This is a genomic window from Agriterribacter sp. (genome assembly GCF_035445465.1).
Taxonomy (GTDB): domain Bacteria; phylum Bacteroidota; class Bacteroidia; order Chitinophagales; family Chitinophagaceae; genus Agriterribacter.
Genome location: NZ_DAOMQT010000042.1, coordinates 12,592 through 36,165 on the forward strand (window position 1 = coordinate 12,592; position 23,574 = coordinate 36,165).

The 23,574-nt window shown below is 43.4% G+C and carries 18 protein-coding genes, 1 tRNA gene and 1 other RNA gene; 13 read left to right on the top strand and 7 right to left on the bottom strand.

Annotated elements, in window-relative coordinates:
* Nucleotides 1-151 precede the first annotated feature (151 nt).
* From PLE34_RS16540 to PLE34_RS16555, 4 genes are all read left to right on the top strand, one after another.
* A complete protein-coding gene (locus tag PLE34_RS16540) occupies nucleotides 152-814 on the top strand; it encodes an ABC transporter ATP-binding protein (protein ID WP_324558747.1) in 663 nt (220 codons plus the stop codon).
* Between the two features lie 41 nt (nucleotides 815-855).
* A complete protein-coding gene (locus PLE34_RS16545; protein WP_324558749.1) occupies nucleotides 856-2,262 on the top strand; it encodes a TolC family protein in 1,407 nt (468 codons plus the stop codon).
* A 45-nt stretch (nucleotides 2,263-2,307) separates the two neighbouring features.
* The gene (locus tag PLE34_RS16550; RefSeq protein WP_324558750.1) at nucleotides 2,308-5,139 is read left to right on the top strand and encodes a M16 family metallopeptidase; all 2,832 of its coding nucleotides are present in this window, start codon (nucleotides 2,308-2,310) and stop codon (nucleotides 5,137-5,139) included.
* 144 nt (nucleotides 5,140-5,283) lie between these two features.
* Nucleotides 5,284-5,901 (top strand): porin family protein, encoded by a 618-nt coding sequence (locus PLE34_RS16555; RefSeq protein ID WP_324558751.1) that lies wholly within the window; start codon nucleotides 5,284-5,286, stop codon nucleotides 5,899-5,901.
* Between the two features lie 112 nt (nucleotides 5,902-6,013).
* Here the strand turns inward: PLE34_RS16555 and PLE34_RS16560 are convergent, their stop codons facing one another.
* Nucleotides 6,014-6,601: a Uma2 family endonuclease gene (locus tag PLE34_RS16560; protein ID WP_324558753.1), complete on the bottom strand. Its 588-nt coding sequence runs from the start codon at nucleotides 6,599-6,601 to the stop codon at nucleotides 6,014-6,016.
* A gap of 375 nt (nucleotides 6,602-6,976) precedes the next feature.
* On the opposite strand from PLE34_RS16560, the gene PLE34_RS16565 reads away from it, so the two are divergent.
* Nucleotides 6,977-7,657 carry an ATP-binding cassette domain-containing protein gene (locus PLE34_RS16565; protein WP_324558755.1) on the top strand — a complete coding sequence of 227 codons (681 nt, stop codon included), beginning with the start codon at nucleotides 6,977-6,979 and terminating at the stop codon, nucleotides 7,655-7,657.
* 26 nt (nucleotides 7,658-7,683) lie between these two features.
* Here PLE34_RS16565 and PLE34_RS16570 read toward each other — a convergent pair whose 3' ends face one another.
* Nucleotides 7,684-8,919, bottom strand: coding sequence for an ABC transporter permease (locus tag PLE34_RS16570; RefSeq protein ID WP_324558756.1), 1,236 nt, complete (start codon nucleotides 8,917-8,919; stop codon nucleotides 7,684-7,686).
* A gap of 43 nt (nucleotides 8,920-8,962) precedes the next feature.
* Here PLE34_RS16570 and PLE34_RS16575 point away from each other — a divergent pair, with 43 nt between their 5' ends.
* The 3 genes from PLE34_RS16575 (at nucleotide 8,963) to fsa (ending at nucleotide 11,246) form a co-directional block, all read left to right on the top strand.
* A complete protein-coding gene (locus PLE34_RS16575; protein ID WP_324558758.1) occupies nucleotides 8,963-10,255 on the top strand; it encodes a type IX secretion system plug protein in 1,293 nt (430 codons plus the stop codon).
* 170 nt (nucleotides 10,256-10,425) lie between these two features.
* Nucleotides 10,426-10,525, top strand: an RNA gene (gene ffs, locus PLE34_RS16580) — signal recognition particle sRNA small type.
* Between the two features lie 64 nt (nucleotides 10,526-10,589).
* Complete coding sequence (gene fsa / locus PLE34_RS16585) at nucleotides 10,590-11,246, top strand: fructose-6-phosphate aldolase (RefSeq protein WP_324558760.1); 657 nt, start codon at nucleotides 10,590-10,592, stop codon at nucleotides 11,244-11,246.
* A gap of 213 nt (nucleotides 11,247-11,459) precedes the next feature.
* Here the strand turns inward: fsa and PLE34_RS16590 are convergent, their stop codons facing one another.
* From PLE34_RS16590 to PLE34_RS16605, 4 genes are all read right to left on the bottom strand, one after another.
* On the bottom strand, nucleotides 11,460-12,131 hold the full coding sequence (locus tag PLE34_RS16590) for a YdcF family protein (RefSeq protein ID WP_324558762.1): 672 nt from the start codon (nucleotides 12,129-12,131) through the stop codon (nucleotides 11,460-11,462).
* A gap of 91 nt (nucleotides 12,132-12,222) precedes the next feature.
* Nucleotides 12,223-12,519 carry a DUF3861 domain-containing protein gene (locus PLE34_RS16595; RefSeq protein ID WP_324558764.1) on the bottom strand — a complete coding sequence of 99 codons (297 nt, stop codon included), beginning with the start codon at nucleotides 12,517-12,519 and terminating at the stop codon, nucleotides 12,223-12,225.
* A gap of 118 nt (nucleotides 12,520-12,637) precedes the next feature.
* Complete coding sequence (locus PLE34_RS16600; protein ID WP_324558766.1) at nucleotides 12,638-14,779, bottom strand: carboxy terminal-processing peptidase; 2,142 nt, start codon at nucleotides 14,777-14,779, stop codon at nucleotides 12,638-12,640.
* A gap of 208 nt (nucleotides 14,780-14,987) precedes the next feature.
* Nucleotides 14,988-15,061: transfer RNA gene (locus tag PLE34_RS16605), tRNA-His, on the bottom strand.
* A gap of 341 nt (nucleotides 15,062-15,402) precedes the next feature.
* On the opposite strand from PLE34_RS16605, the gene PLE34_RS16610 reads away from it, so the two are divergent.
* Nucleotides 15,403-17,988: a TonB-dependent receptor gene (locus tag PLE34_RS16610; RefSeq protein WP_324558768.1), complete on the top strand. Its 2,586-nt coding sequence runs from the start codon at nucleotides 15,403-15,405 to the stop codon at nucleotides 17,986-17,988.
* Between the two features lie 49 nt (nucleotides 17,989-18,037).
* On the opposite strand, the gene PLE34_RS16615 is transcribed toward PLE34_RS16610, so the two are convergent.
* The gene (locus PLE34_RS16615) at nucleotides 18,038-18,721 is read right to left on the bottom strand and encodes a protein-L-isoaspartate(D-aspartate) O-methyltransferase (protein WP_324558770.1); all 684 of its coding nucleotides are present in this window, start codon (nucleotides 18,719-18,721) and stop codon (nucleotides 18,038-18,040) included.
* Between the two features lie 116 nt (nucleotides 18,722-18,837).
* Between PLE34_RS16615 and PLE34_RS16620 the strand changes: the two genes are divergently transcribed.
* From PLE34_RS16620 to PLE34_RS16635, 4 genes are all read left to right on the top strand, one after another.
* A complete protein-coding gene (locus PLE34_RS16620; RefSeq protein WP_324558772.1) occupies nucleotides 18,838-19,848 on the top strand; it encodes a beta propeller repeat protein in 1,011 nt (336 codons plus the stop codon).
* 365 nt (nucleotides 19,849-20,213) lie between these two features.
* Nucleotides 20,214-21,062 (top strand): type 1 glutamine amidotransferase, encoded by an 849-nt coding sequence (locus PLE34_RS16625; protein WP_324558774.1) that lies wholly within the window; start codon nucleotides 20,214-20,216, stop codon nucleotides 21,060-21,062.
* A gap of 36 nt (nucleotides 21,063-21,098) precedes the next feature.
* Complete coding sequence (locus tag PLE34_RS16630; protein WP_324558776.1) at nucleotides 21,099-22,292, top strand: hypothetical protein; 1,194 nt, start codon at nucleotides 21,099-21,101, stop codon at nucleotides 22,290-22,292.
* Nucleotides 22,293-22,360: 68 nt separating this feature from the next.
* Entirely contained in the window at nucleotides 22,361-23,236 is an 876-nt protein-coding gene (locus PLE34_RS16635) for a hypothetical protein (RefSeq protein ID WP_324558778.1), read from the top strand.
* Nucleotides 23,237-23,574 lie beyond the last annotated feature (338 nt).

Below are 23,574 nucleotides of genomic sequence, written 5' to 3' on the forward strand. Positions count from 1 at the left end.
AGTATGCAACGCAAATGCTTTGTAATAACCTGATTCCCATACGCTTAAATTCATGGCACTAATTTTATACCAATCCGGGTTAAAGTGAAAGACAGGAACAGATGCAACTGATCCTTCACCTGCTACCTGAGTACCTTTTAAAAAAAACAGTATGATTGAATTTACCAACATTGCAAAAACGGTTAACATTGGCGGCTCAAAAACCTATATTCTTAAAGACATTAACCTGAAGGTAAACCAGGGCGAATTTATTTCTGTTATGGGCCCTTCGGGCTCCGGCAAGTCTACCCTGCTGAATATTATTGGCATGCTCGACGACCCATCCGAAGGTTATCATTATTTTATGGGTGATGCCGTGCATTTACTGAAAGAAAAACAGCGTTCCCAGCTATACAAAAAATACATTGGCTTTGTTTTTCAGGCTTATCATCTTATTGATGAGCTAACGGTTTATGAAAATATTGAAACGCCGCTGATTTACCAGGATATGAAATCATCCGAACGGAAAGCCGTCGTTGCCGATGCCCTGGACCGTTTTCAGATCGTAGGCAAAAAAGATCTTTTCCCTACCCAGCTTTCGGGCGGGCAACAGCAACTGGTGGGCATTGCCCGTGCATTGGTAGCCAGGCCCAGCCTGCTGCTGGCAGACGAGCCTACCGGCAATCTCAATTCAAAGCAGGGTGAAGAAATAATGGAACGCTTCAAAAAATTAAACCAGGAAGAAGGCGTAACGATTATCCAGGTTACCCATTCAGAAAAGAATGCGGAATATGGTTCCCGTATCATTAACCTGTTAGACGGCAAAATCGTATAAAGCCTGTTGAAATAAAAATCAATTTTACAATGCGAAAGTTAATGCAAGGAATAATAGCATGCATCATATCAATAAGCAGCTATGCGCAAAATGGAAGTTTCTCATTACAACAATGTGTTGAAATAGCGCTGAACAATAATATCCCGGTTAAACAAAATGAGTTATTGCTGCAATCGGCCAGGGCCGACTGGCAAAAAGCTAAAGCCAATTTACTTCCCGATGTAAATGGAAACTGGGGCTATGGATGGAACCAGGGGCGCGCCATTGATCCTTTTACGAATAGCTATATTGACCAGCGGTTCTCTTCTTCCGGCGCCGGACTGAGCGCAGGACTTACTTTGTTCGGCGGCTTGCAGTTGCAGAACCTGATCCGCCAAACGGGCTATGCCTACCATGCCAGTGAAATGGAATGGCAGCAATCTAAAGACAGGCTCACATTAGATGTGCTGCTTGCCTATTTAACCGTATTGAACAATGAAGACACGTGGAGGATCATGTCTGAACAGGCCGAAGTAACCCGCAGGCAGGTAGAGCGCCTTACGGTAATGGTAAAAGAAGGAGCCGTGGGCAGCTACCTGTTATCTGATATGAAAGGCCAGCTATCTGGCGATGAGCTGGCAGCAATTAACAACTATAATGCATTGCAAACGGCCAAACTGGATCTCAGCCAGTTGATGAATATCCCTTATAACAAAGACATGCAGGTAGAAAGACTGACGGAAGCCGATTTATTAGAAATGTACCCCACCAACGCAGCGGAAATATATACAGCCTCTCTCCAAAACCTGGCTCAGGTTAAAGCGGTTGACCTGCGCGTAAAAAGCATGGCGAAGGGTGTGCAGGCAGCAAAAGGCGGCTACTACCCTTATTTGCGGCTAAACGGAAATCTCAATACCAATTATTCCAGCGTTTCATCCATGTCGGTACCAACCACGCTTGCGGAAATTAATACAGGACAATACGTAATGGTAGACAATATTAAAAACCCGGTGCTGGCACAACAACAAAACTATACATCTCAAAAAATTTCGTATAACAACCAGTTCAAAAATAACCTGGGAACCTATGTGGGGCTAAGCTTAAATATTCCCATCTTCAATAACCTGCAGGTATCTACTAATGTAAAAAAGGCAAAGCTCAGCGAAAAGAATGCGGTATACGAAGCCGAGAACACCAAACTCATCCTGAAACAAAGCATAGAGAAAGCCTACCAGGACATGGCATCTGCCTACGAACGTTACAAAGTGCTGCAGGAGCAGGTTGCGCAATATAAAGAATCGTTCCGCTCTGCGGAGATCCGTTTTAATCTGGGCACTATCGTATCCACCGAATACCTGCTCACCAAGAACAATTACGACAGGGCCAAGCTCAATCTTACACAAACCTGGTACGAATATATTTTCCGTACCCGTATACTGGATTTTTACCAGGGAAAACTCGCGCTATAGTTTTCACAAAGGAAAATAATACATTTGTTTTTCAAATAAACAGCTATGCGCAACACAATGAACCTGAAAAACATAACACTGCTCTTTTTACTAACGGTAAACGTAGCATTTGTACGGGCCCAGATTACCCCCGCGGATAAGCTACCCGTTGATACCGCTGTTACTATAGGTAAATTACCCAACGGGCTTACTTACTACATCCGTCCCAATAATAAACCCGAACAAAAAGTAGAGCTGCGCTTAGTGGTTAACGCCGGTTCAATTAATGAAGATGCCGATCAGCTTGGCCTGGCGCATATGGCCGAGCACATGGCTTTTAACGGCACAAAAAACTTTAAGAAAAATGATATCATATCCTTTCTGCAGAATATAGGGGTTGGTTTTGGCAGCGACCTGAACGCATATACAAGCTTTGATGAAACAGTATATATTTTACCCATCCCTACCGATAAACCCGACAACTTAGAAAAGGGATTTAGTGTGCTGGAAGACTGGGCGCATAACGTTACTTATTTAGATGAAGATATAGATAATGAGCGGGCGATTATCCTGGAAGAAAGCCGTTCTGGAAAAGGAGCCGGGGAAAGAATGTTTAAAAAGATACTGCCTAAGCTGCTCAGCGGTTCATTATACGCCGAGCGTTTGCCCATCGGCAATGACAGCATCATTAAAAATTTTACACACGATGCCATACGTCGCTTTTATAAAGATTGGTACCGCCCTGAACTGATGGCGGTAATTGTGGTGGGCGACATTACCAAAGAAAAAGCAACCGCACTGATAAAAAAGCATTTTGGAAGCTTAACCAATCCTGCCACCGTACGCCCGCGGCAGTCAACACCGGTACCTCCCTATGCCACTAATGATGCACTGGTAGTAACCGATAAAGAAGCTACCAGTTACCAGGCCATAGTTGAATTTCCGGCCTACCCGTCGGAAAAGATCATTACCTATAATGATTATAGAAAAGACCTGGTGAAAGACCTGTTTGTAACCATGCTGAATAAACGTATGCAGGAGCTTACCCAAAAAGAAAATCCGCCGTTTGTATATGGCGGCGGCTCCTTCAGCGGCTTTGCACGGGGATACGAGAACTTTGAATTGTATGCGGTTTCCGGCGACAAAGAGCCAACCGGCGCTTTACAGGCTGCGCTGGAAGAGCTGGAAAAAGTAAAGCGTTTCGGGTTTACAGCTCCCGAATTAGAAAGAGCCAAAAAGAATATGTTAGCCACATACGAAAAGAACTACAATGACAGGGACAAAAGGGAATCTTCCAATTTTGTACAGGAATACATCCAGCACTATTTGCAGCAATCGCCCATACCCGGTATAGCAACGGAATATAAAATGACCCAGGATTTTTTGCCGGCAATAAGCCTGCAGGAGGTAAATGCCGTTGCAGGCATTCTGAAAGGAGACCAGCACCTATTTGCGTTTATTATGGGACCACAGAAGGAAGATGTTCAGCTTCCTTCCCCCCAGGCACTCTTACAAACAGTAACGCTTGCCGAAAAAGCCGATGTAAAACCCTATGAAGAAAAAGCCGTAGCTACAGAAATCTTATCGGCATTACCCAAAGCAGGGAAAGTAACAGGTAAAAAAAACAATGCAGCCACCGGCACAACGGAGCTCACGTTATCCAATGGCATTACGGTTACGCTTAAGGCCACAGATTTTAAAAATGACGAAATACTGATGTCCGCCTCCCGTTATGGCGGCACCAGCAATTACCGGCAGCCCGATAAATACAATGCCGCTTATGCCATACCGGTAGTAAATGCCATGGGGTTTGGCAACTTTTCCCCCACCGACCTGCAAAAAGCATTGTCGGGTAAAACCGTTTCGGCCACGCCATTTATAGGCGGCACTACGGAGGGCATCAACGGAAGCTCAACCGTTAAAGACCTCGAAACCATGTTTCAACTGGCCTATCTAAAGCTAACACAGCCCCGAACAGACAGCAGCCTGTTCAAATCGTATGTACAAAAAAATCAAACGCAACTGGCGTTATTAGGCTCCAACCCGCAGGCAGCATTTATTGATACGGCTTTCCGCGTTTTTTATAACAACAACCCCCTTGCGCCTATTCATGTGCCTAAGGCTGCTTACTTCGACAGTATACAAATCAATAGGACTATAGATATATACAAACAACGGTTGGGTGATGCCGGGGGATTGCATTTTGTGTTCACGGGTAATTTTAAGGAAGCTGAAATCATTCCGTTCATTGAAACTTATATTGCCAGCCTGCCGGCTACTCTTAGGAAATCGAATTATGTTGACCAGCATGTAAGGCCCATACAGGGAAAACGAGCGCTAACGGTTTATAAAGGCGAAGAGCAGAAAAGCCTTATCCTTTCCTTTTATTACGGAGATATCTCTTACTCCGAAGACCTTGCATTTAAAGCAAACGCCCTTACCGAAGTACTCAACATTCGTATCATTGAAGAGCTCAGGGAAAAGATACAGGGCATTTACGGCGGTGGCATTTTTGGCAGATTGAATAAGGCGCCCTACCCTTCTTTCCAGTTTGTGGCGCAATTGCCCTGCGGCCCTGAAAAAGCAGATACCCTGCTGAAAGCCCTGCAAAATGAAATAAACAACATTGTTAAAAATGGGCCGGACGCGGAGACCCTTAATAAGGTAAAACAACAATGGCGCGAATCGCATAAGCAGGAGATGAAAGAAAACGGGCCATGGTCTGCCCATCTTTTGGCTGCCAAAGTAGAAGGAGAAAACATTGACCGCTTTATTCACTTTGAAAAATATATAGACCAGCTAACCCCCAAAGATGTACAGGAAGCTGCCAGGTTATTACTGAACGGTAAAAATAATTATACCGCCATTCTTATGCCTGCCGATGCGAAGAAGGAATAGCAAGCGGAAAAAACTACTCGTGTACCCGGAACAAAGATGCCTGAACAATTTTATTTTAAAAGTTCCGTTGTTTTAAATAACAAAATTAAATATTATATACACCACTATTTATTTTAACAAAATTCAACCTCTAAACTTTAGAAGATGAAAAAAGCTAACCTCAAACTCCTGGTCGTAATCATTTGTATTACGTTAACTACAGCAGCAAAAGCACAGGTTCAGTTAAGTGCCGGCCCGGAAGTTGGTTTTACCGCTGCAGGTATTTATAGTGCCGACGATGATGTATTTGCCGGAATAAACGGGCACTTTGGCGGCACCCTGCGCCTGCAATTTGGAAATTACCTGGCTGTAAGACCATCCGTATTATTTAAATTGGGCAGCATGACCAATACAGACTATGATGACACCAAGATTTCAATGACCCGTATTTCCGTTCCCATTCCTGTTATGTACTCGCAAATTTTTGGCAACAACAGCAACCTGTTTGTTGGCTTAGGGCCTAACCTGATGTATGCTTTATCGGGTAAAATGAAAAACAGCTACGGGAGCGGAGATATCTCCTTCGGCAGCAATCCGGGTCAATGGAAACCTTTTGATGTAGGTTTGCACTTAAAAGGTGGCTTCCAATTCCCCGTGGGCATAGCGCTCAGTACTTTCTGTAACTTTGGATTTACCAACCTGGCTAACAACGGTGATAAAGCGCATACCCTTGACGCGATCGGATTTTCAGTTGGCTATATGTTTGGCGGGAATGCGGAATAATGTGCAAAACCGCAATGCTTCTGAAGCATGCACATCTTTCACCAACGAACTGTTCCTGCTATTTGCCAGTACATTTATTTGGCAAGCAATATGCCTTCACAGAGGCATATTGCTATAATTTAGTACCCTCATAAATATCATGCAACGGTAAGGCAATCTGCAGCACGGGGATAGAAAGTGTTTCGTTTAATGATTTATATTCTTCCAGCTCCCAGTGACCGGAAGCATTTATGTGAAATGCTTCAATGGCAATGCTCTCCGAATCAATGAGAATATACGCTTTGAGCGAAGGAATATCGCGGTAAAGCCTGAATTTTTCACCACGATCGTAACTCTTAGTGGAAGGCGACAGTATTTCAATGAGCACAGTTGGCTCAACGGCATAGTCATTGGGTGCTTCTTCAACTATATCGCGGCAAATAATGGAAATATCGGGATAGGTAAATAATGTGTTTTCAGGAATATGAATACGCAGATCGCTGCCATAGGGCTGGCATTGCTTTCCTTTGAGCTGCGTACCAATGTCTATCATCAGGTTCTTTGCAATTACGTTATGCCGTGCTCCCGTTCCGGCCATAGCAAATACCTCTCCCCTGTAGTATTCATGCTTTTGCGGAGCATCCAGCTCCCATTCTAAGTATTCTTCCAGGGTTAATTTGTTTTTGCCGTAAGCAACGGCAGGTTCGCGCAGTTCCATCATACTACCAATTTACAAAATTATCTCAAAAAAGTCCATTATTGTCAGACATACTAATCCTCAACCCCGATTTTACATTTTTATTCGTTATATTCCTGTCAAAAAATATCAGTTGCTCCTGTTCCTGAGATATTATAGCGATGTCAATAAGTTCAACCTGCTTATTTCACTCATTGTGTTAATAACCGGTCAAAGCCTGCCGGTGAGCATTATCAGTTTCTGCAGTGTTGGAATGGTAGCTTCGTTTATTATATACCGTTATTATTATAAGATTCAATACTACTTTTACGCCAACGCGGGACTTTCCAGAAATAAATTAATGTTACAGGTAGCAGTTATCAATGCCATACTTTCAACGCTTATACTTTTAATAATCGTATGACCCACCAGCTAAGGATAAGCACAATCAGCCATTGCTATGGCAGGAAAAAGATACTGGAAGACATCAGCTTTGAATGCCGGACAGGCGATATAACAGGGCTTTTCGGGCAAAACGGCCGCGGTAAATCTACCCTGCTGAATATACTTTTTGGAACGTTGAAGCCGGCATCAGGAAGTATACGGATAAATGATACGCTCCTGCGGAATAATATTACCCAAAAACAAATAGGCTATAGCCACCAGGAGATATTCCTGCCTCAGCACATTACCGTAAGAAATGTGATCCCTCTGTATTTCCCCAACGGGGAAGATCAGAATAAAATATTTTATTCTCCCGGGATACATCGTATGGAAACTACCAAAGTGGGTAACCTTTCGTTGGGAGAACAGCGCTACCTGCAATTTTTACTGGTTATTCATTTACACCACCTCTTTGTTTTATTAGATGAACCCTTCTCCATGGTTGATCCCTTATATAAGGAGATCATTAAAGAAAAAATAAAAGAACAGAGCGCATCAAAAGGGTTTATTATAACCGATCATTACTATAAAGATGTATTGGACATCGCCACAAAAAAACTAGTGATAGCATCCGGGAAAATAATACCTGTTAATGATGAATATGATCTGGCTGCCACGGGTTATCTCTCTGGCAGGCAGTATGGCAACAACAGATAAATTCCATAACAATACATACACTTTCCTTACCTGAACTGCACCGCTTTGGCAGGTTGTATCCTGCGGCTAACCAATGAAGGGATCAGCAAGGTAAGGGTGCATACCAGCAGGGTGCCGGCAACTACCAGCGCCACTTCCCACCATATTATTTTAACAGGCACCACCAGCATGTAATAGGCATTCTCATCCCAGAAGGTAAGAAAGCCTGTTTTTTGCTGTATTACACAAACGCCCAGACCTATAACCAGCCCCAGGAAAATGCCCACAGTGGTAATAATAACACCCTGAAGGGTAAATATTTTTTGCACCGTCCAGTCCGTGGCGCCAACGGCTTTTAAAACACCGATCATCCTGGTGCGTTCCAGCACCATTATAATGAGGCAGGTGATCAGATTAATGATCGCTATAATGATCATTACGCCCAGCACCACATCCCGGTTCATATCCTGCAGACGCAGCCAGTCGAAAATATTGGGATAAATATCCTTTATGGTTTTGCTTCCCCATTCGCCTGGGAGTGATTCAAATATTTCTTCATTCACCTTGTCCATGGAATGGTAATCGTTCAAAAATATTTCGTACCCCCCTATCTCATCCGCGCCCCAGTCGTTCAGCCGTTGCACCAGCGTAAGGTCGCCAATGGCATACAGCTTGTCGTACTCCTCCATATTGGTTTTATATAGCCCCACAATGGTCAGCTTATCGGGACGGGGCTTTTGATCTTCCCCTTTAAAAAAGTAGATCAGCACCCTGTCATTCACTTTCAGCTCCAACTGGTTAGCGGTATACTCTGATATAACGATCTCACGGCTGTAGGTACTGTCATTAAAATCTATCCATCTTCCGGCGGTAAGAAACTGCTGCATGGAACTGAAGTCGTATTCTTTTCCCACCCCTTTAAAAAGAACGCCTTCAATAGATTCGGGCGTTTTAAGAATAGCATACTTGGTAGCAAAGGATTGCACCTGCCTTACCCCTTCTATTTTATATAATCCGCTAACAACGGTATCATTTTTCTGAATAGGCGCTTCTTCCGCGATAGCTGCCTTATATTGCTCATAATGCTGTACCCGCAGGTGGCCCCAGAAGCTGAATATTTTCTGGCTAACCGCTTCCTGGAAACCATTTACAAAAGCCAGCGTCATGATCATTACCGCTACACTGATAGCGGTTGCGGCTATGGCCAGCCTGATAATGAAACGCGAAAAGGAGCGCTGCCGGTTAAATGCTATTCGCCTTGCTATAAATGAAGCTGTATTCAATCCCTGCTATTTTACTAAATTGTGAAGATAAAAGAATTAGCCGATGTATAAACGTTACTTTACTGCGGGTGGCATGCTCCTCCTGTTTTTTTGCGCTGAGCTGCAGGCGCAGCGGGAGCCCGACAAAATATTTCAAAAGAATATTAAAACCGTTCAGCTTAATCCCTACGGCGACCAAACCGCTTACCCCGTAATACGACTGAACAGCAGCGATCTGCTGCAATTGGATTTTGATGATATGGACGGCGATATTAAAAACTACTATTATAATATTGAGCTGCGTAATGCAGATTGGTCGGCGGTGCAGATGGGCTATTTCGACTACGCCAAAGGATACCCCAATCAGCGCATATCTACCTACCGCCGTTCGGCGCAGGTGCTCACCAGGTATACGCATTACCAGCTCACCTTCCCGGGCAGGGATATTATGCCCACCAAACCGGGAAATTATGTAGTGAAAGTTTTTTTAGACGGCGATACGTCCAGGCTTGCATTCACGAGGCGCTTTTTAGTTACCGATGCAGGTATAGCGGTGTCGGCCCAGGTTCAGCAGCCTTTTGGCCAGGAGTTTTTCAGATCCCATCAAAAAATACAATTTACCGTAAATGCAGGACGATTAAATGTAAGCTACCCCCAACAGCAAATTAAAGTGGTGATACTGCAAAACAACCGCTGGGATAACTGTATACAAAATATTAAACCCAGTATTGTTAGGAACAATGTATATGAATACAATACCGAAAAGGATGGTATTATGCCCGCCATGCGGGAATGGAGGTGGCTTGACCTTACCAGCTTCCGTTTGCTCAGCGACAGGGTACGGCGGCAGGAAAATACCAATACCGCCTATGACCTGTATGTAGTGCCTGATCTTTCGCGCAATACACAACGGTATATTTATTATAAGGACTATAATGGTATATACGCGGCATTAACCAATGAAAACGTAAATCCTTACTGGAATGCCGATTATGCTACCATTCATTTTACATACAAAACGCCCAACAACGGACCTTATGCAAAAGACCTGTATCTCACTGGGCAGATGACCAATTACGGAACGGACGACAGCGCTAAAATGCGGTGGAATCCGCAGCAAAGCGTATACGAAACCACGCTGCAGTTGAAACAGGGCTATTACGATTATGCTTACGCCCTGGCAGACGGTAAAAGCGATCCGCCAAAATTCATTACAGATGAAACGGAAGGCAATATCTGGGAAACAGAAAACCAATATACCATATTGGTGTATTACCGGGAGTTAGGCGGGAGATACGACCAGTTGATGAATGTTACGGTAATCAATTCAATGATGAACCGCCCCGGGCAGTTTTAGGAATCAGTATTTGAAATTTAAGATTGCATCCCACTCCTGAGTCATACATAAGCAGTGATTTGCTGCTCACAGCTGATCTGACAACCCTTTTCGGATTTCGGATTTAGTGATTTCGGATTTTATTTGCTTCAGGGAATTTGTCTTTTGGTACTTCCTTCGTATCTTTGCAAAGGCAAGTCTTATACGACCAGCTCCTGCTGAACTCCCCCAGGACCGGAAGGTAGCAAGGGTAGGCGGTTGTAGCGGTGCGATGTAAGTAACTTGCCTTTTTTTATTCTTATATTCGTTCCTTTATTCCAATACAGCATTTAAAACATCAAGCAAATAACAGGTTATGAAATTTTTTATTGATACAGCCAATCTTGCCCAAATTAAAGAGGCCCATGAATTAGGTATATTAGACGGCGTTACCACCAATCCTTCCTTAATGGCCAAAGAAGGCATTAAAGGAGATGAGGCCATAAGAAACCATTATAAAACTATTTGTGAGCTGGTAGACGGAGATGTGAGCGCGGAAGTGCTATCCACCGATTTTGAAAGCATTGTTGCCGAAGGAAAAGTACTGGCGGCTATTCACCCCAATATTGTGGTAAAAGTGCCCATGATTAAAGACGGTATAAAAGCGCTGAAATGGTTTTCGGATAATGGTATTAAGACCAACTGCACACTGGTATTTTCGGCCGGACAAGCTATTTTGGCCGCAAAAGCAGGCGCTAACTATGTTTCTCCTTTTATTGGCAGAATAGACGACAGCAGTTGGGATGGCATGGAACTGATAGGTCAAATTGCACAGATATATGCCTTGCAGGGATTTAAAACAGAAATACTGGCGGCTTCTATCCGCAGTTCATTGCATATTGTAAGGGCCGCCGAACTGGGTGCCAACGTATGCACCTGCCCATTAGAACCCATCTTAGGTTTATTGAAACATCCTTTAACCGATATTGGCTTAGCCAAGTTTTTAGATGACGCGAAGAAAATGCAGCACTGATAAAACACGAGTGAATAGTGAGTGGTGAGAAGTAAAAGATTTTAATAAGAGGCTGTCTCAAAAGTAATATTTTGCCACGAAGTCACGAAAACACAAAGAAAATAAAACCTGAAAATCAGGGCTTTGTGCTCTTGTGTCTTAGTGGCATATCTTCTATACCGGCCCTTTTGAGACAGCCTCTTTTTTTATGGCTGCCTCCGAAAGTACGCTCCTTTACTTCCCGGTTGAATACGCCGTAGTATCTATATTGCCGCGTATGGTACCCTTCAGCCGCTTCCACCAGCTTTCCCTTTCTTTGATGGAAACAAAATCCGGATCAAAGGCCTCTTCAAAATGAATTTCAGGATCAGTCATTGCCGGCTCAATAGCTTTCATGGTATCTATTACCATTGGAATAAGCGCCATATCCTTATTTACCTTTTTGCGGATATAGCGCCTTAATAATTTCGTTTGAAAAGGATCGGACGCCAGCGCTACACGTTTAAAACCCAACTGTTGCGCTCTCTTATATCCGTAATAAGCATTTTCAGTGCTATGCTCTGCTTTTGTTTCGGTATAAATATTTTTTGCCGGAATACCAATGGCTTCTGCATACAGCGCCATGATCTTCGCTTCATAATACGCAGTATAAACAGCCGAGCCGGAATAGATTATATTTTTGGCAATTCCTTTATCAAACAGGTAGTTGGACCAATAGATCCTTCCTTTCATCGTACGATCCCATTTGCCGTCTTCAAAAGGAATACCCGGAACAATAATAACATCAAATGGCCCGCTGTTTCCTGCTTCCTGTAAAAGTTGCCGCGTAGCTTTAGCCGAAAAAGTGCAGGATAACAGGCTAAGCATCATTACAGCGGGAATGGTATATAAAACAATCTTAGGCATATCATGATCATGCAGCAGCAAATGCAGTATTTCCTTACATCGTTGCTAAAATTCTGATATTACAGGAATTAAAGTAATATAAAAGGTTTTTTTATTTACTTTTTAATTTTTTCATAAACGCTACAAAAGCGGGCTGCATATCTTCAAATAATGCCAGATCACGATTGCGCATTATAATATCACCAAATAGTTTTAAACCAATGGCAAATTGGATGGTTTGAGCATTATCACCGAACAAATCTTTTTCTTGCAGAACTTCTAAGATTTTATAAATATTGTCGTGATTTTGAAACAATAGTTCGATTGGCTTTTCCTGCATTTCTTCCCCCTTACTGTTTTTTAAATATTCTAAGGTAAGCTTGTATTGATTTACTCTTTTTTCGCTCATATTTTTAATGCTTAACCTGCAAATTTAGTAATAAAAAAGCGGTCTGAAATTACTTTTCCCAGACCGCTCTTCTACTTATAATAGCTTATTAATAACCTACCCGTTAGTTGAATTGAACTTATTTTGACCGTACTATCGCGTTGTGGCTGATAATGTTATTAACAATACTTACCGTTTCGTTAAGATAAATATCCGACTTCAGGTTTTTGAGCCATTGCTGCTGCCGCTCCAGCTTCACTTCATCGTTTGAGAACCTGCTCACATCAGAGGGCAGCAATTCAACCGGATTGGCTTTATCTGTTTTTGTGAGCTTGTCAATTTGCCGTACAATTTCCCTTATCTGTTTCTGTTCTTCCTGGTATTTTTTCAGGTTGAGTGTGTATACCTTATCATTCAGTTCAGAAAGCAGCCGCGTATTTGCTTTGATTTGTTCAAAAACACTGTCACTTTTTATCCTTCCCCCTTCTGTTTGCTTTATAGTGCTGATGTCTGCGCCGTTGCTCCAGGGCGTATATTTTGCCCGGGCTATCTCATCCCATTGCAACGCATCAGGATTGTCTTTTTCACGGTACTGCAGATATTCAAACTGGTCGGGTAGCACAATATCCGGGGTTACCCCTTTAAGTTGTGTTGAACCGCCATTGATCCTGTAAAATTTCTGCAAAGTCAGTTTTACTGTTCCGAGGTTGGCAGAGGCGTCATCATCGCCGGAGGCTAAAAGCCCGCTGCGTCCACCCTCTAATCCTATATTCCTTTGAACGGTGCCTTTACCATAGGTAGACGTGCTGCCTATAATAACGCCACGCTTGTAATCCTGTATAGCCGCTGCAAAGATTTCAGAAGCGGAGGCGCTGAATTCATTTACCATAACAGCCAGCGGCCCGTCGTATAAAACGCCTTTATCTTTATCGCGCAAAACCGAGGGAACACCCTGCCTGTCTTTTACCTGCACCACCGGCCCTTCGTCAATAAACAGTCCTACCATCTGTATCACATCAAACAAAGACCCGCCTCCATTATTGCGCAGATCTATAATAATGCCGTCAATTTGCTCTGCTTTCAGCTTTTGAATTTCCTTAGCCACGTCTTCGGCAGACTTTGCACCATTGGGGCGTTCCCAATCGGCATAAAACTCAGGAAGATAGATGTACCCTATCTTTCTTGATCCTTCGTTAACGATAGCGCTCCTGGCAAAAGTTTCATCCAGTACAATCTCGTCTCTTATCAGTGAAACCACTTTTGTGGTACCATCGGTTTTTTTTAATGTTAATCTTACTTCAGTGCCCTTCTTTCCGCGTATGATCTTAACCGCATCCTCCGTATCGTAACCCGCCATATCGAGCGGTTCTTCATTACCCTGCCCAACTTTGGTAATGATGTCGCCAACCTGTATTTGGCCCGATTTCCATGCAGGGCTTCCCGTTACCAAGGTCATAATCTTTATATTACCTTCTTCCTGCCTCAGCGAAGCCCCGATGCCATAAAATCTTCCGCTCATCTGTTCGTCGAACGACCGTTTTTCAATAGGAGGAAAGAAAGTGGTATGCGGATCCATGCAGGAGGTAATGGTATTCACAAATTCATTGAAACGATCTTCTTCGGTAAATTTATTTCTCAGTCTTTCTGCTATGCGGTTGGTGGATTGAAGTACTTTTTCCCTTGCCTCCTTTTCCATCTCCGCATTTGTTTTGGACTTGTAATCTTTCTGAGCCTTGTTTTTTTCGTTGGTAGCCAGAAGGTCTGCATATCTTACGAGCGCCTGGTATTTTAAACGTTTACGCCAGATTTCAGTACGTTCTTTTTCAGTAGCAGCAAAATCCATTTTCGATTTATCGTCCACCAGCGTTTCATCCACATCGAAATTAAAAGGTTTATCTAATATGCCTTTGTAAGCAGCCAGATACTCCAGCAGCCTTTGGGCATACACATCACTAATGGCCTTAAAAGATTGCAGTGGAGAACCGTGGATCTCATCATCAATCTTATCCTCAAACTGCTTCAGTTGCGCTACATCAGGCTTTAAAAATATTTGCTTTTCGGGATCAATGGCTTCAAGGTATTTTGAAAAAACTTCTTTTGAAAAGGCGTCATCAATTTTTTTCGGACTGTAATGTCCCTGCTCAAGCATTACGCCTACCTGCTGTAAGATTTTTTCATATTTGGTAGCAGGAGGTTTACCTAACCCTATGGTTTGAAATGCCGCGAAAATACCTGCAACAAAAATAACCAGTACTACTGGTAAAGATTTTTTATTAAACATAAGTTTCAACACTTTTTGCATAATCAAAAATAACGGAAATAATACATTTATGTTGCCGGTTGCATCAATGAATTAGCCAAGGATTTGCAAAATGTATATGAAAGGCAAAAAAGCTATTCTTAATGCGATCAGCACATTTGCAGAAGCCGGTTGCCGGTATAAAATAAAAGCGGCATATGTGTTATGCCGCTTTTCATGAAATACTATGGGTGGCTAATGGGGCTCGAACCCACGACCCTCAGAACCACAATCTGATGCTCTAACCAGCTGAGCTACAGCCACCGTTTTACCGGGCTGCAAAAATAGAAGAAAAATACATGCATGCAAAATTTGAATAGCGTCATTTCTGATTTTGACATGTTTTGTGACCGGCCGGCTATTGCCTGCAGTAAAAAGAGCCAAAAAGGGCGGCTGCTGAACAGGAAAAATTCCTTTAACGTTCATTAACCTAAATCCTTTATCAACACCCTTTTATAAGCGTATTTTTGCCGTTGATACCAATGTAATGAAGCTTCGTAATAATAACATGAATTTTGAGTTTCAAAAAAACGGCAGGTTATTAAATTAATATAATGAGGTTTTATTATATCGAAATGAAGCTGCAGATTAAAAACACAATAACAATGAGATTTTTTTTATCTTTTTTACTTTGTACACTTTCGGTTAGTTTATTTGCCCAGCAGCCGCAGCGCAGCGGTAACCGGGGCGCGCAGGGAGCGGGCATGATGAGCACCGGCAGGTTTTACGGTAAAGTTGTTGATGCGGCGGGCAATAAAGGCATTGACGCGGCTTCTGTTCTGCTTATTCAATCTCGCACAGACTCTTCCGGTAAAAAAAAGGACGTTACCGTTGGTGGGCAGCTTACCACATCCAAAGGAGAGTTCAGTATGGAGAACCTTCCCACCATGGGCCAGTTCCGCCTTACGGTAACGGCTATCGGGTATACCCCTTTTGAAAAAACCGTGCAGTTTGATGCACGGAACCCGGATAAAGACCTGGGCAATATAAAATTAGAAGCAGATATCCAGCAGTTGGGCGAAGTAACCATAGTAGCTACAAAACCCATGTTCCAGATGGGGGTTGACAGAAAAATCTTTAATGTAGACAAAAACATTACCACTACAGGACAAAGCGCTACGGAAATCATGAAGAATGTACCCGGCGTTAATGTTGACATAGACGGCAACGTTACTTTGCGCAACGCGGCGCCCACCATATTTGTTGACGGCCGGCCAACTACACTTACTTTAGATCAGATCCCTGCGGATGCTATAGAGAGTGTTGAAATTATTACCAACCCATCTGCCAAATTTGATGCTTCGGGCGGAACCGCCGGTATATTGAATGTAGTGCTTAAAAAGAACCGTAAAGCCGGCTATAACGGAAACGTAAGGGCAGGCATTGATTCAAGAGGAAGAGTAAATTTTGGGGGAGATATCAATGTAAAGCAGGGAAAGTTCAACTTCTTTCTTGGATTGAATATGAACCAGCGTAAAAGCCTGAGTAACGGACACACTTACCGTGAAAATATTTACGCGAACAAGTTGCAAAATACCATTCTTGACCAATCGAGCAATTCAACCAATACCGGGCAGTTTGTATTTGGAAGAATAGGATTTGATTACCTGATGGACAACCGCAACTCCTTTACGCTGTCTATGGCCTTACCCAATGGGCAGTTCAACAATAATCAAACCGATATCATTCACATAGATACCATGTCTTCTCCTGTAAAAACCCAGGATGCTGTAAGAACTACGGTAAACAAGCGTAATTTCAGGAACTTTGGACCGGCGCTGGGGTATAAGCATTTGTTCCCTAAGCAGGGACGTGAGCTTACCGCCGATTTCAATTACAATACCAGCTCCAATTCGGGAAGTGGCAATTATACCACCCAATATTATAACAGCGATGGAAGTATTTTAGGCGATCCGGCTTTGCAGCGGCTCATCTCTTCCGGCAGCAGTACCTACTGGACTGTTCAGTCTGACTACACCACCCCGGTTGGAAAAGGAAAGTTTGAAAGCGGTTTACGCGCCGCGATAAGAGATAATGAAAATGTTAATGAAAATTCCGCTTTTAATTACGCGCTCAACCAGTTTGTTGTTATTCCTTCCGCCAGCACCAATTATAAATACAACGACCAGGTATATGCGGCCTATTCCACATATTCTAATAAGTTAGGCGAAAGTTTTTCCTACCAGTTGGGGTTGAGGGCGGAAAGCTCGCAGTATAAAGGTACATTGCTCAGTACCGGCGAAACTTTTTCCAATAATTATCCTATACAGTTTTTCCCCAGTGTGTTTGTAACGCAAACGTTAAGTCCGGGTCAGGACCTGCAGTTGAATTATTCCCGCCGTATTAACCGGCCTAATTTCTGGCAGCAGATACCCTATTATGATGTATCCGACCTGCTGAACATAAGCGTTGGTAACCCCGGGCTGAAGCCCGAATTCACGAATTCCTTTGAGTTAAATTATAGCAAATCGCTGGGCAGCGGGCATAGCCTTCTTACCTCTGTATATTTTAAACAAACCAACAATCTTATTACCCGTTATCAAAGCAGGCAATACGATGTTCCCCTGCCGGATGGCAAGCTCGATTCGGCCATGGTTATTTCCTATATTAACGCCAATTCAAGCCGGTCGTACGGCCTGGAGCTCACTTCTAAAAACCCGCTTGCCAAATGGGCTGATGTAACCACTAATCTTAATTTTTATAATGCCCGCATTGATAACAGCGGCTTAGACGAAACTTTGGGGGTAAATGACCGCTGGGCTTTTTTTGGTAAAATGAATTTCAATTTCAAGCTTCCTTCTAATTTCACCATACAGCTTTCGGGCGACTACCAATCCCGTACGCTGGTGCCCCAGGGCGGCGGCGGACGCGGAGGTGGCTTCTTTGGCGGTTCTAATGGCGCTGCACAGGGATATATTAATCCAAATTACGGAGTAGACATCGCCATACGCAAAGAGTTCATGAAAGACAAAAAAGCGGCTATTACGCTTAGCGCAAACGATATCTTTAAAACCCGGATATATGACGCGCATTCAGAGAACAGCGTATTTATCCAGGATATGTGGAGAAAAAGAGACGGACGGGTGTTCAGGCTTAATTTCTCTTACCGCTTCGGGAAGTTTGATGTATCGCTTTTCAAACGCAAAAACAACAGAACAGGAACTGACGGCGGGGATGATATGATGCAGTAACAATGTATTATATGAAAAACCATTATACGGCAAAGCCATTGGGTTTAACTCAATGGCTTTGCTGGTTATTGCCATTCCCGTTTGTTTTGCCTTTCAGCATGGGCACAAACGAAAAGAAATCAAATTTTTCTTCCGCCAGCGTTCCATCAGCTCTTTTGGTAAGCCGCAGCATACGCTGCGAATTGTTTTCATCAACAGGAATAACCATTTGTCCGCCGGTTTTTAACTGCTCTACCAGCTTTGGCGGTATTTGCGGTGCAGCAGCCGTTACAATTACTTTATCAAAAGGCGCATAGGTAGGCAATCCTTCAAAACCATCGCCATAAAAGAATTTTATACCCGGGTATTTTTTCAGGTACGTAAAATGCTTATTGCTGTCGAACAATTTTTTTTGCCGTTCAATAGTATATACCTGTGCGCCCAGTTCTGCTAATACTACACTTTGATAAGCGCTGCCCGTACCAATTTCCAAAACTTTATCAAAAGGTTTTACTTCCAGCAACTGGGTTTGATAAGCCACCGTATAAGGCTGGGAGATGGTTTGTCCCTCACCGATAGGAAAAGCCCTGTCTTCATAAGAAATCTGGTCAAAGGCCAGGTCCATAAAAAAATGCCTGGGAATATTATTCATAGCCTCCAGCACTTTTTGATCTGAAATGCCTTTTGCCTGCAAAGCAGCAATTAGTTTTCGGCGCAGGCCTTTGTGCCGGTATTCATCTTCATACTTTTTCATGTGTGGCTGCAAGATAAAAAATTGATTGATTAAAAAAGATGATCTTTGCCATAGCTGCTAAACAATTCCAATTGAATGTGCTTATTTTGAATTGAAAACAGGCGAATATGCGCGTTATGCTTCCCGCAATTTTTTTTATTTTTTGCATGACCCCTTCTTTTCTCATTGCCCAGCATGTTGAAATGCTGCAAAGCGGAACCACCATCTCCATAAGAGGACTGAGCGTGGTGAATGATAAAGTAATATGGGCAAGCGGAACCAATGGAACCGTTGGCAGGTCTGCCGATAGCGGCAACACCTGGAAATGGATGCAGGTGAAGGGATTTGAAAAAGCGGACTTTAGAGCTATAGAAGCTTTTGATGCAGCTACCGCTATTATTATGGCTATTGCAGATCCGGCTTATATTTTAAAAACGAATGATGGAGGTAATAGCTGGAAAGTAGTTTTTGAAGACAGACGTAAAGGCATGTTCTTAGATGCCATGGCTTTCTGGAATGAGCAAAGCGGTATAGTAATCGGCGACCCGCTGGAGGAAAAGCTATTTATTGCCAGAACTTTTAACGGGGGCGATACCTGGCAGGGTTTGCCGGATGAAAACTACCCGGTTGCACAACAGGGAGAAGCGCTGTTTGCCGCCAGCGGTACCAATATACGGCTGCTCTCCAAACAGGAAGCCTGTTTTGTAACCGGCGGAAGTGTATCCAGGCTATTCATACGTAACAGGATCATTAACCTTCCGGTGGCGCAGGGCAAAGCAACAACCGGCGCCAATTCTATAGCCGTATATAATAACCAAAAACAAAAGCCGGCGAAATACATGGTAGTGGTGGGTGGCGATTTTAGTGCAGATACTGTTACAGCACAAAACTGCGCGGTAAGCAAAGACGGCGGCAATACCTGGCAAACACCGGAAATATCACCAGGGGGGTACCGCAGTTGTGTTGAATTCATTACTAAAAAAAGGCTGATCACCTGCGGCACAACCGGTATTGACGTATCTGACAACGGCGGCATGCGCTGGAAATTGATCAGCAGCGAAGGTTTTCATGTATGCCGCAAAGCGAAGAACGGGAAAATGGTATTTCTTGCAGGCAAAGAGGGAAGGATAGCGAAGTTGGTATGGTGAAACGGATGCGAAGGATTTGAGATTTGAGATTGAATCCATTTGGGTTTCGGATTTTAGATTTACAGTTTATTGTTTATTGTTTATGGTTGCATTCGCTTCGGATTTGAACGTCATTGCGAGACCCTAAACGGATATGAATGATGCGTAATATTTTTTAAGGGTCGAAGCCTGCCTACCGGCAGTAGGCAATCTCCTGATGGCGAAGGCGGATTTTTTTTGTTTACAGTTTACAGTTTATGGTTGTATTTGCTTCGGATTTAGGATTTCAGACTTCGGATTTATTTGCTTCCTGATGCTTTGTATTCCTCCTTCTCCCGTTCCATATTCCCAGCTTTTCCGCAAAATTCAAAAAATATTACATTTGCATGATGAAGTTCGTGGAAAAGAAGCCCGTGAGGGTTGCCATACTCGACCTGTATGAAGGCGTAGCTAACCAGGGCATGCGATGCATCAGGGAAATATTGAACCAATATGGTGAAGCCAATTTCCTTGATATGGAATGGGATGAGTTTGATGTTCGCCAGCAATTAGAAGTACCCGATACCTCTTATGATATTTATATCTCCAGCGGCGGACCCGGAAGCCCCTTAGAAAGCAAAGGCAGCAACTGGGAGAATGCTTATTTTCGCTGGCTGAACCAGGTAGAAGCATGGAATAATAATCCCGGCCACCAGCAAAAAAAATATGTTTTTTTCATTTGTCATTCTTACCAGCTTATATGCCGCCATTACCGGCTTGCAGAGGTGAGTAAACGAAGATCAACCGCATTCGGTGTTTTCCCTGTTCATTTGCTGGACGAAGGGAAAGAAGAAGCTATTTTTGACGGATTGAACGACCCCTTCTACGCTGTTGACAGCCGCGACTACCAGGTAACTACCCCCAATTACAACCGTCTTGAAAAAATGGGCGCTGCTGTGCTTTGTATAGAAAAAGAAAGACCGCATGTGCCTTTGGAAAGAGCCGTAATGGCCATTCGTTTTAATGCATATATGATCGGCACCCAGTTTCATCCCGAAGCCGATGCCATAGGCATGAGTATGTACCTGCAGCGTGAAGACAAAAAAAACAGCGTAATAGCAACATACGGCGAAGCCAAATGGGCATCCATGATCGAACAGTTAAACGACCCGGATAAAATACTGTGGACCTATTCGCATGTGCTCCCTAATTTTCTTAACCAGGCTGTAGAGCACCTGCAAACAGCGGAAGTATAATATATAATATTTACCTTCCCTGTAAACTCATTCGCCATGGTACCCCACTTACGAAAAGCATTCAATGAAGCATTTACCCCGGGCCGGTATCAAACATTTTTAAACGACCTGGATAGCCTTCATCCCGGCGCTATTGCATTCAGAGTGGCTGAAACACCCGTATTTGCAGATAAAGCCTTTACACAAAAAATGTTAGACGCCTGTGAAAGCATCATAGATACTATTACGGCTCCCGGGTTTAAAGACATAACGGAAAGGGCTATCCCCCAAAATGAATTTGTGCCGGGCGAAACGCCCCACAGCCATATGATCGCTTTTGATTTTGGCGTTTGTATTAATGAAGACCATGAACTGGAACCTCAGCTTATAGAAATGCAGGGCTTCCCTACCCTGTTTGGCTTCCAGGCCTACTATCCCGAAATAGTGAAAAAGCATTTTGACATACCTGCAAATTACAGCCACTACTTAAACGGGTACGACCAAACCACTTATTTGGCCATGCTTAAAAAACTGCTGCTGGGTAACCATGCCACAGAAAATGTAGTGCTGCTTGAAATAAAGCCCCATGAGCAAAAAACAAAAATAGATTTTTACTGTACACAGGATTATACCGGCATTCAACCCGTTTGTATAACGGAGCTGACAGCCGAAGGAAAAAATTTGTTCTACCTGAACAATGGTAAAAAAACGGCAATCAAAAGAATATACAACCGGGTAATTTTCGACGACCTGAAATCGCAGTCCGGCCTGGTGACCGGCATAGACATTACAAAGGAATGGGATGTGGAATGGATACCCCACCCCAACTGGTTTTACCGTATCAGCAAATTCACTCTGCCTTTTATTCATCAGCCGCATGTGCCCAAAACTTATTTTTTAAACGAGGTTAAACAAATACCGCAGGATTTGGAGAACTATGTATTAAAGCCATTGTTTTCTTTTGCAGGGCAGGGGGTGATCATAGATATTGAGCCCGCGGATCTTGCCAAAATAAAGGATCCCGAAAACTGGATACTGCAACGCAAAGTAAAATACGCAGATATTATACAAACTCCGGATATACCCGCCAAAGCCGAAATAAGATTGATGTACGTATGGCCCGATGGCGATGCCCGTCCGCATGCAGCCATTAACCTGGCACGCCTGAGCAAGGGAAAAATGATTGGTGTGCGTTACAATAAAGACAAAACATGGGTAGGCGGCTCCGTATGTTTTTTCGAAACTTATTAACCTTATTTAACCTTGCAAAACAAAGCCGGCAGCATTTAGGTTGTAGCTTTGATCAACAATCTTTTCGTATGAAAAGGCCATCAGTACTTTTAGCTTTATTTACGGCTTATGCCATTACCGGCTTTGCACAGCAAAAAACAGTTGAGCGTGCCATTGTAAAGTCCAAAACGGCCGTCACTTTTCCTCAAAACATAAGCAGGAACGCCGGGGGAGATGACGATGGGAATACCGGCTTTGGCGCAGCCGGAGGTATGGAAAGCAAAAGCACGGTGTACTTTAAAGGCGATATGATCAAAACCTATAGTGAAAGTGATTTTGGAAATACCACGGTGATCATTGATAAAAAGGATAAAAAGACCACTACGCTCACAGAAGCTATGGGACGTAAAACCGGCTTTTACAGTACCGAGGCAGATGAAGCGGTTATGCGGCAGCGTATGGATTCGATAAGGCAGGCACGCGGGCAACAGGCAAACAGCCAGAACAACACCGAAGCGCCGGAAGCTGAAATTATTAACAGCAATGAAACCAAAAAAATTGCAGGATATACCTGCAAAAAAGCGATCATACAAACAAAAACCAGGCAGGGAGTAATAAATGAAGCTATTGTATGGTACACGCCCGATTTTAAAATGCCTCCCGGCTATCCTATGGCGGGCAATACCGGCGGTGGCGGTTTTGGCAGGGGAATGCGCGGGCAGGGAGGCGGAGGTTTTGGTATTACAGGATTGGATAAGATTGATGGTTTTGTGATGAGTTATGAAGTGAAACGGCCCAATGGCTTTGAAATGAGCATGGAAGTAACCAAAGTAGAGCTTGACCCCGCTATAGATGATAAGGTTTTTGAAATTCCTAAGGGATTTGATGTTAAGCCCATAGGAGAAATGCGGGGGCAGTTTGGACAGGGCGGCAGGGCAAGCCGGAATGCAGGGAACAATAATTAAGTTAGTTTTGGGGCTATTTATAATCAGTAAGGACCTTCAGCAATGAAGGTCTTTTGCTTTAGGAGGAGTGAAGATCAGGTATCAGGGTGAGTACCTGCTAATGACAGGCTGAGTACTTCTCCTCTCACTTCTCATCTTTCTTTTCTCCGTTGAATTTTTCAGTTTGCAGTTTATCGTTTGTGGTTTCTGGTTGCATTTCGTTCCGGATTTCGGATTTTCTTCTTCAGATTTGGCATTTGAATTTTATCCGCCCCGGCGGACAGGCTTGCCTGCCGCAGGCAGGTTTGGTTCTTGTTATTTGGTTCTTGATGCTTTGTATTTCTTTAGAGTTGCAAGTC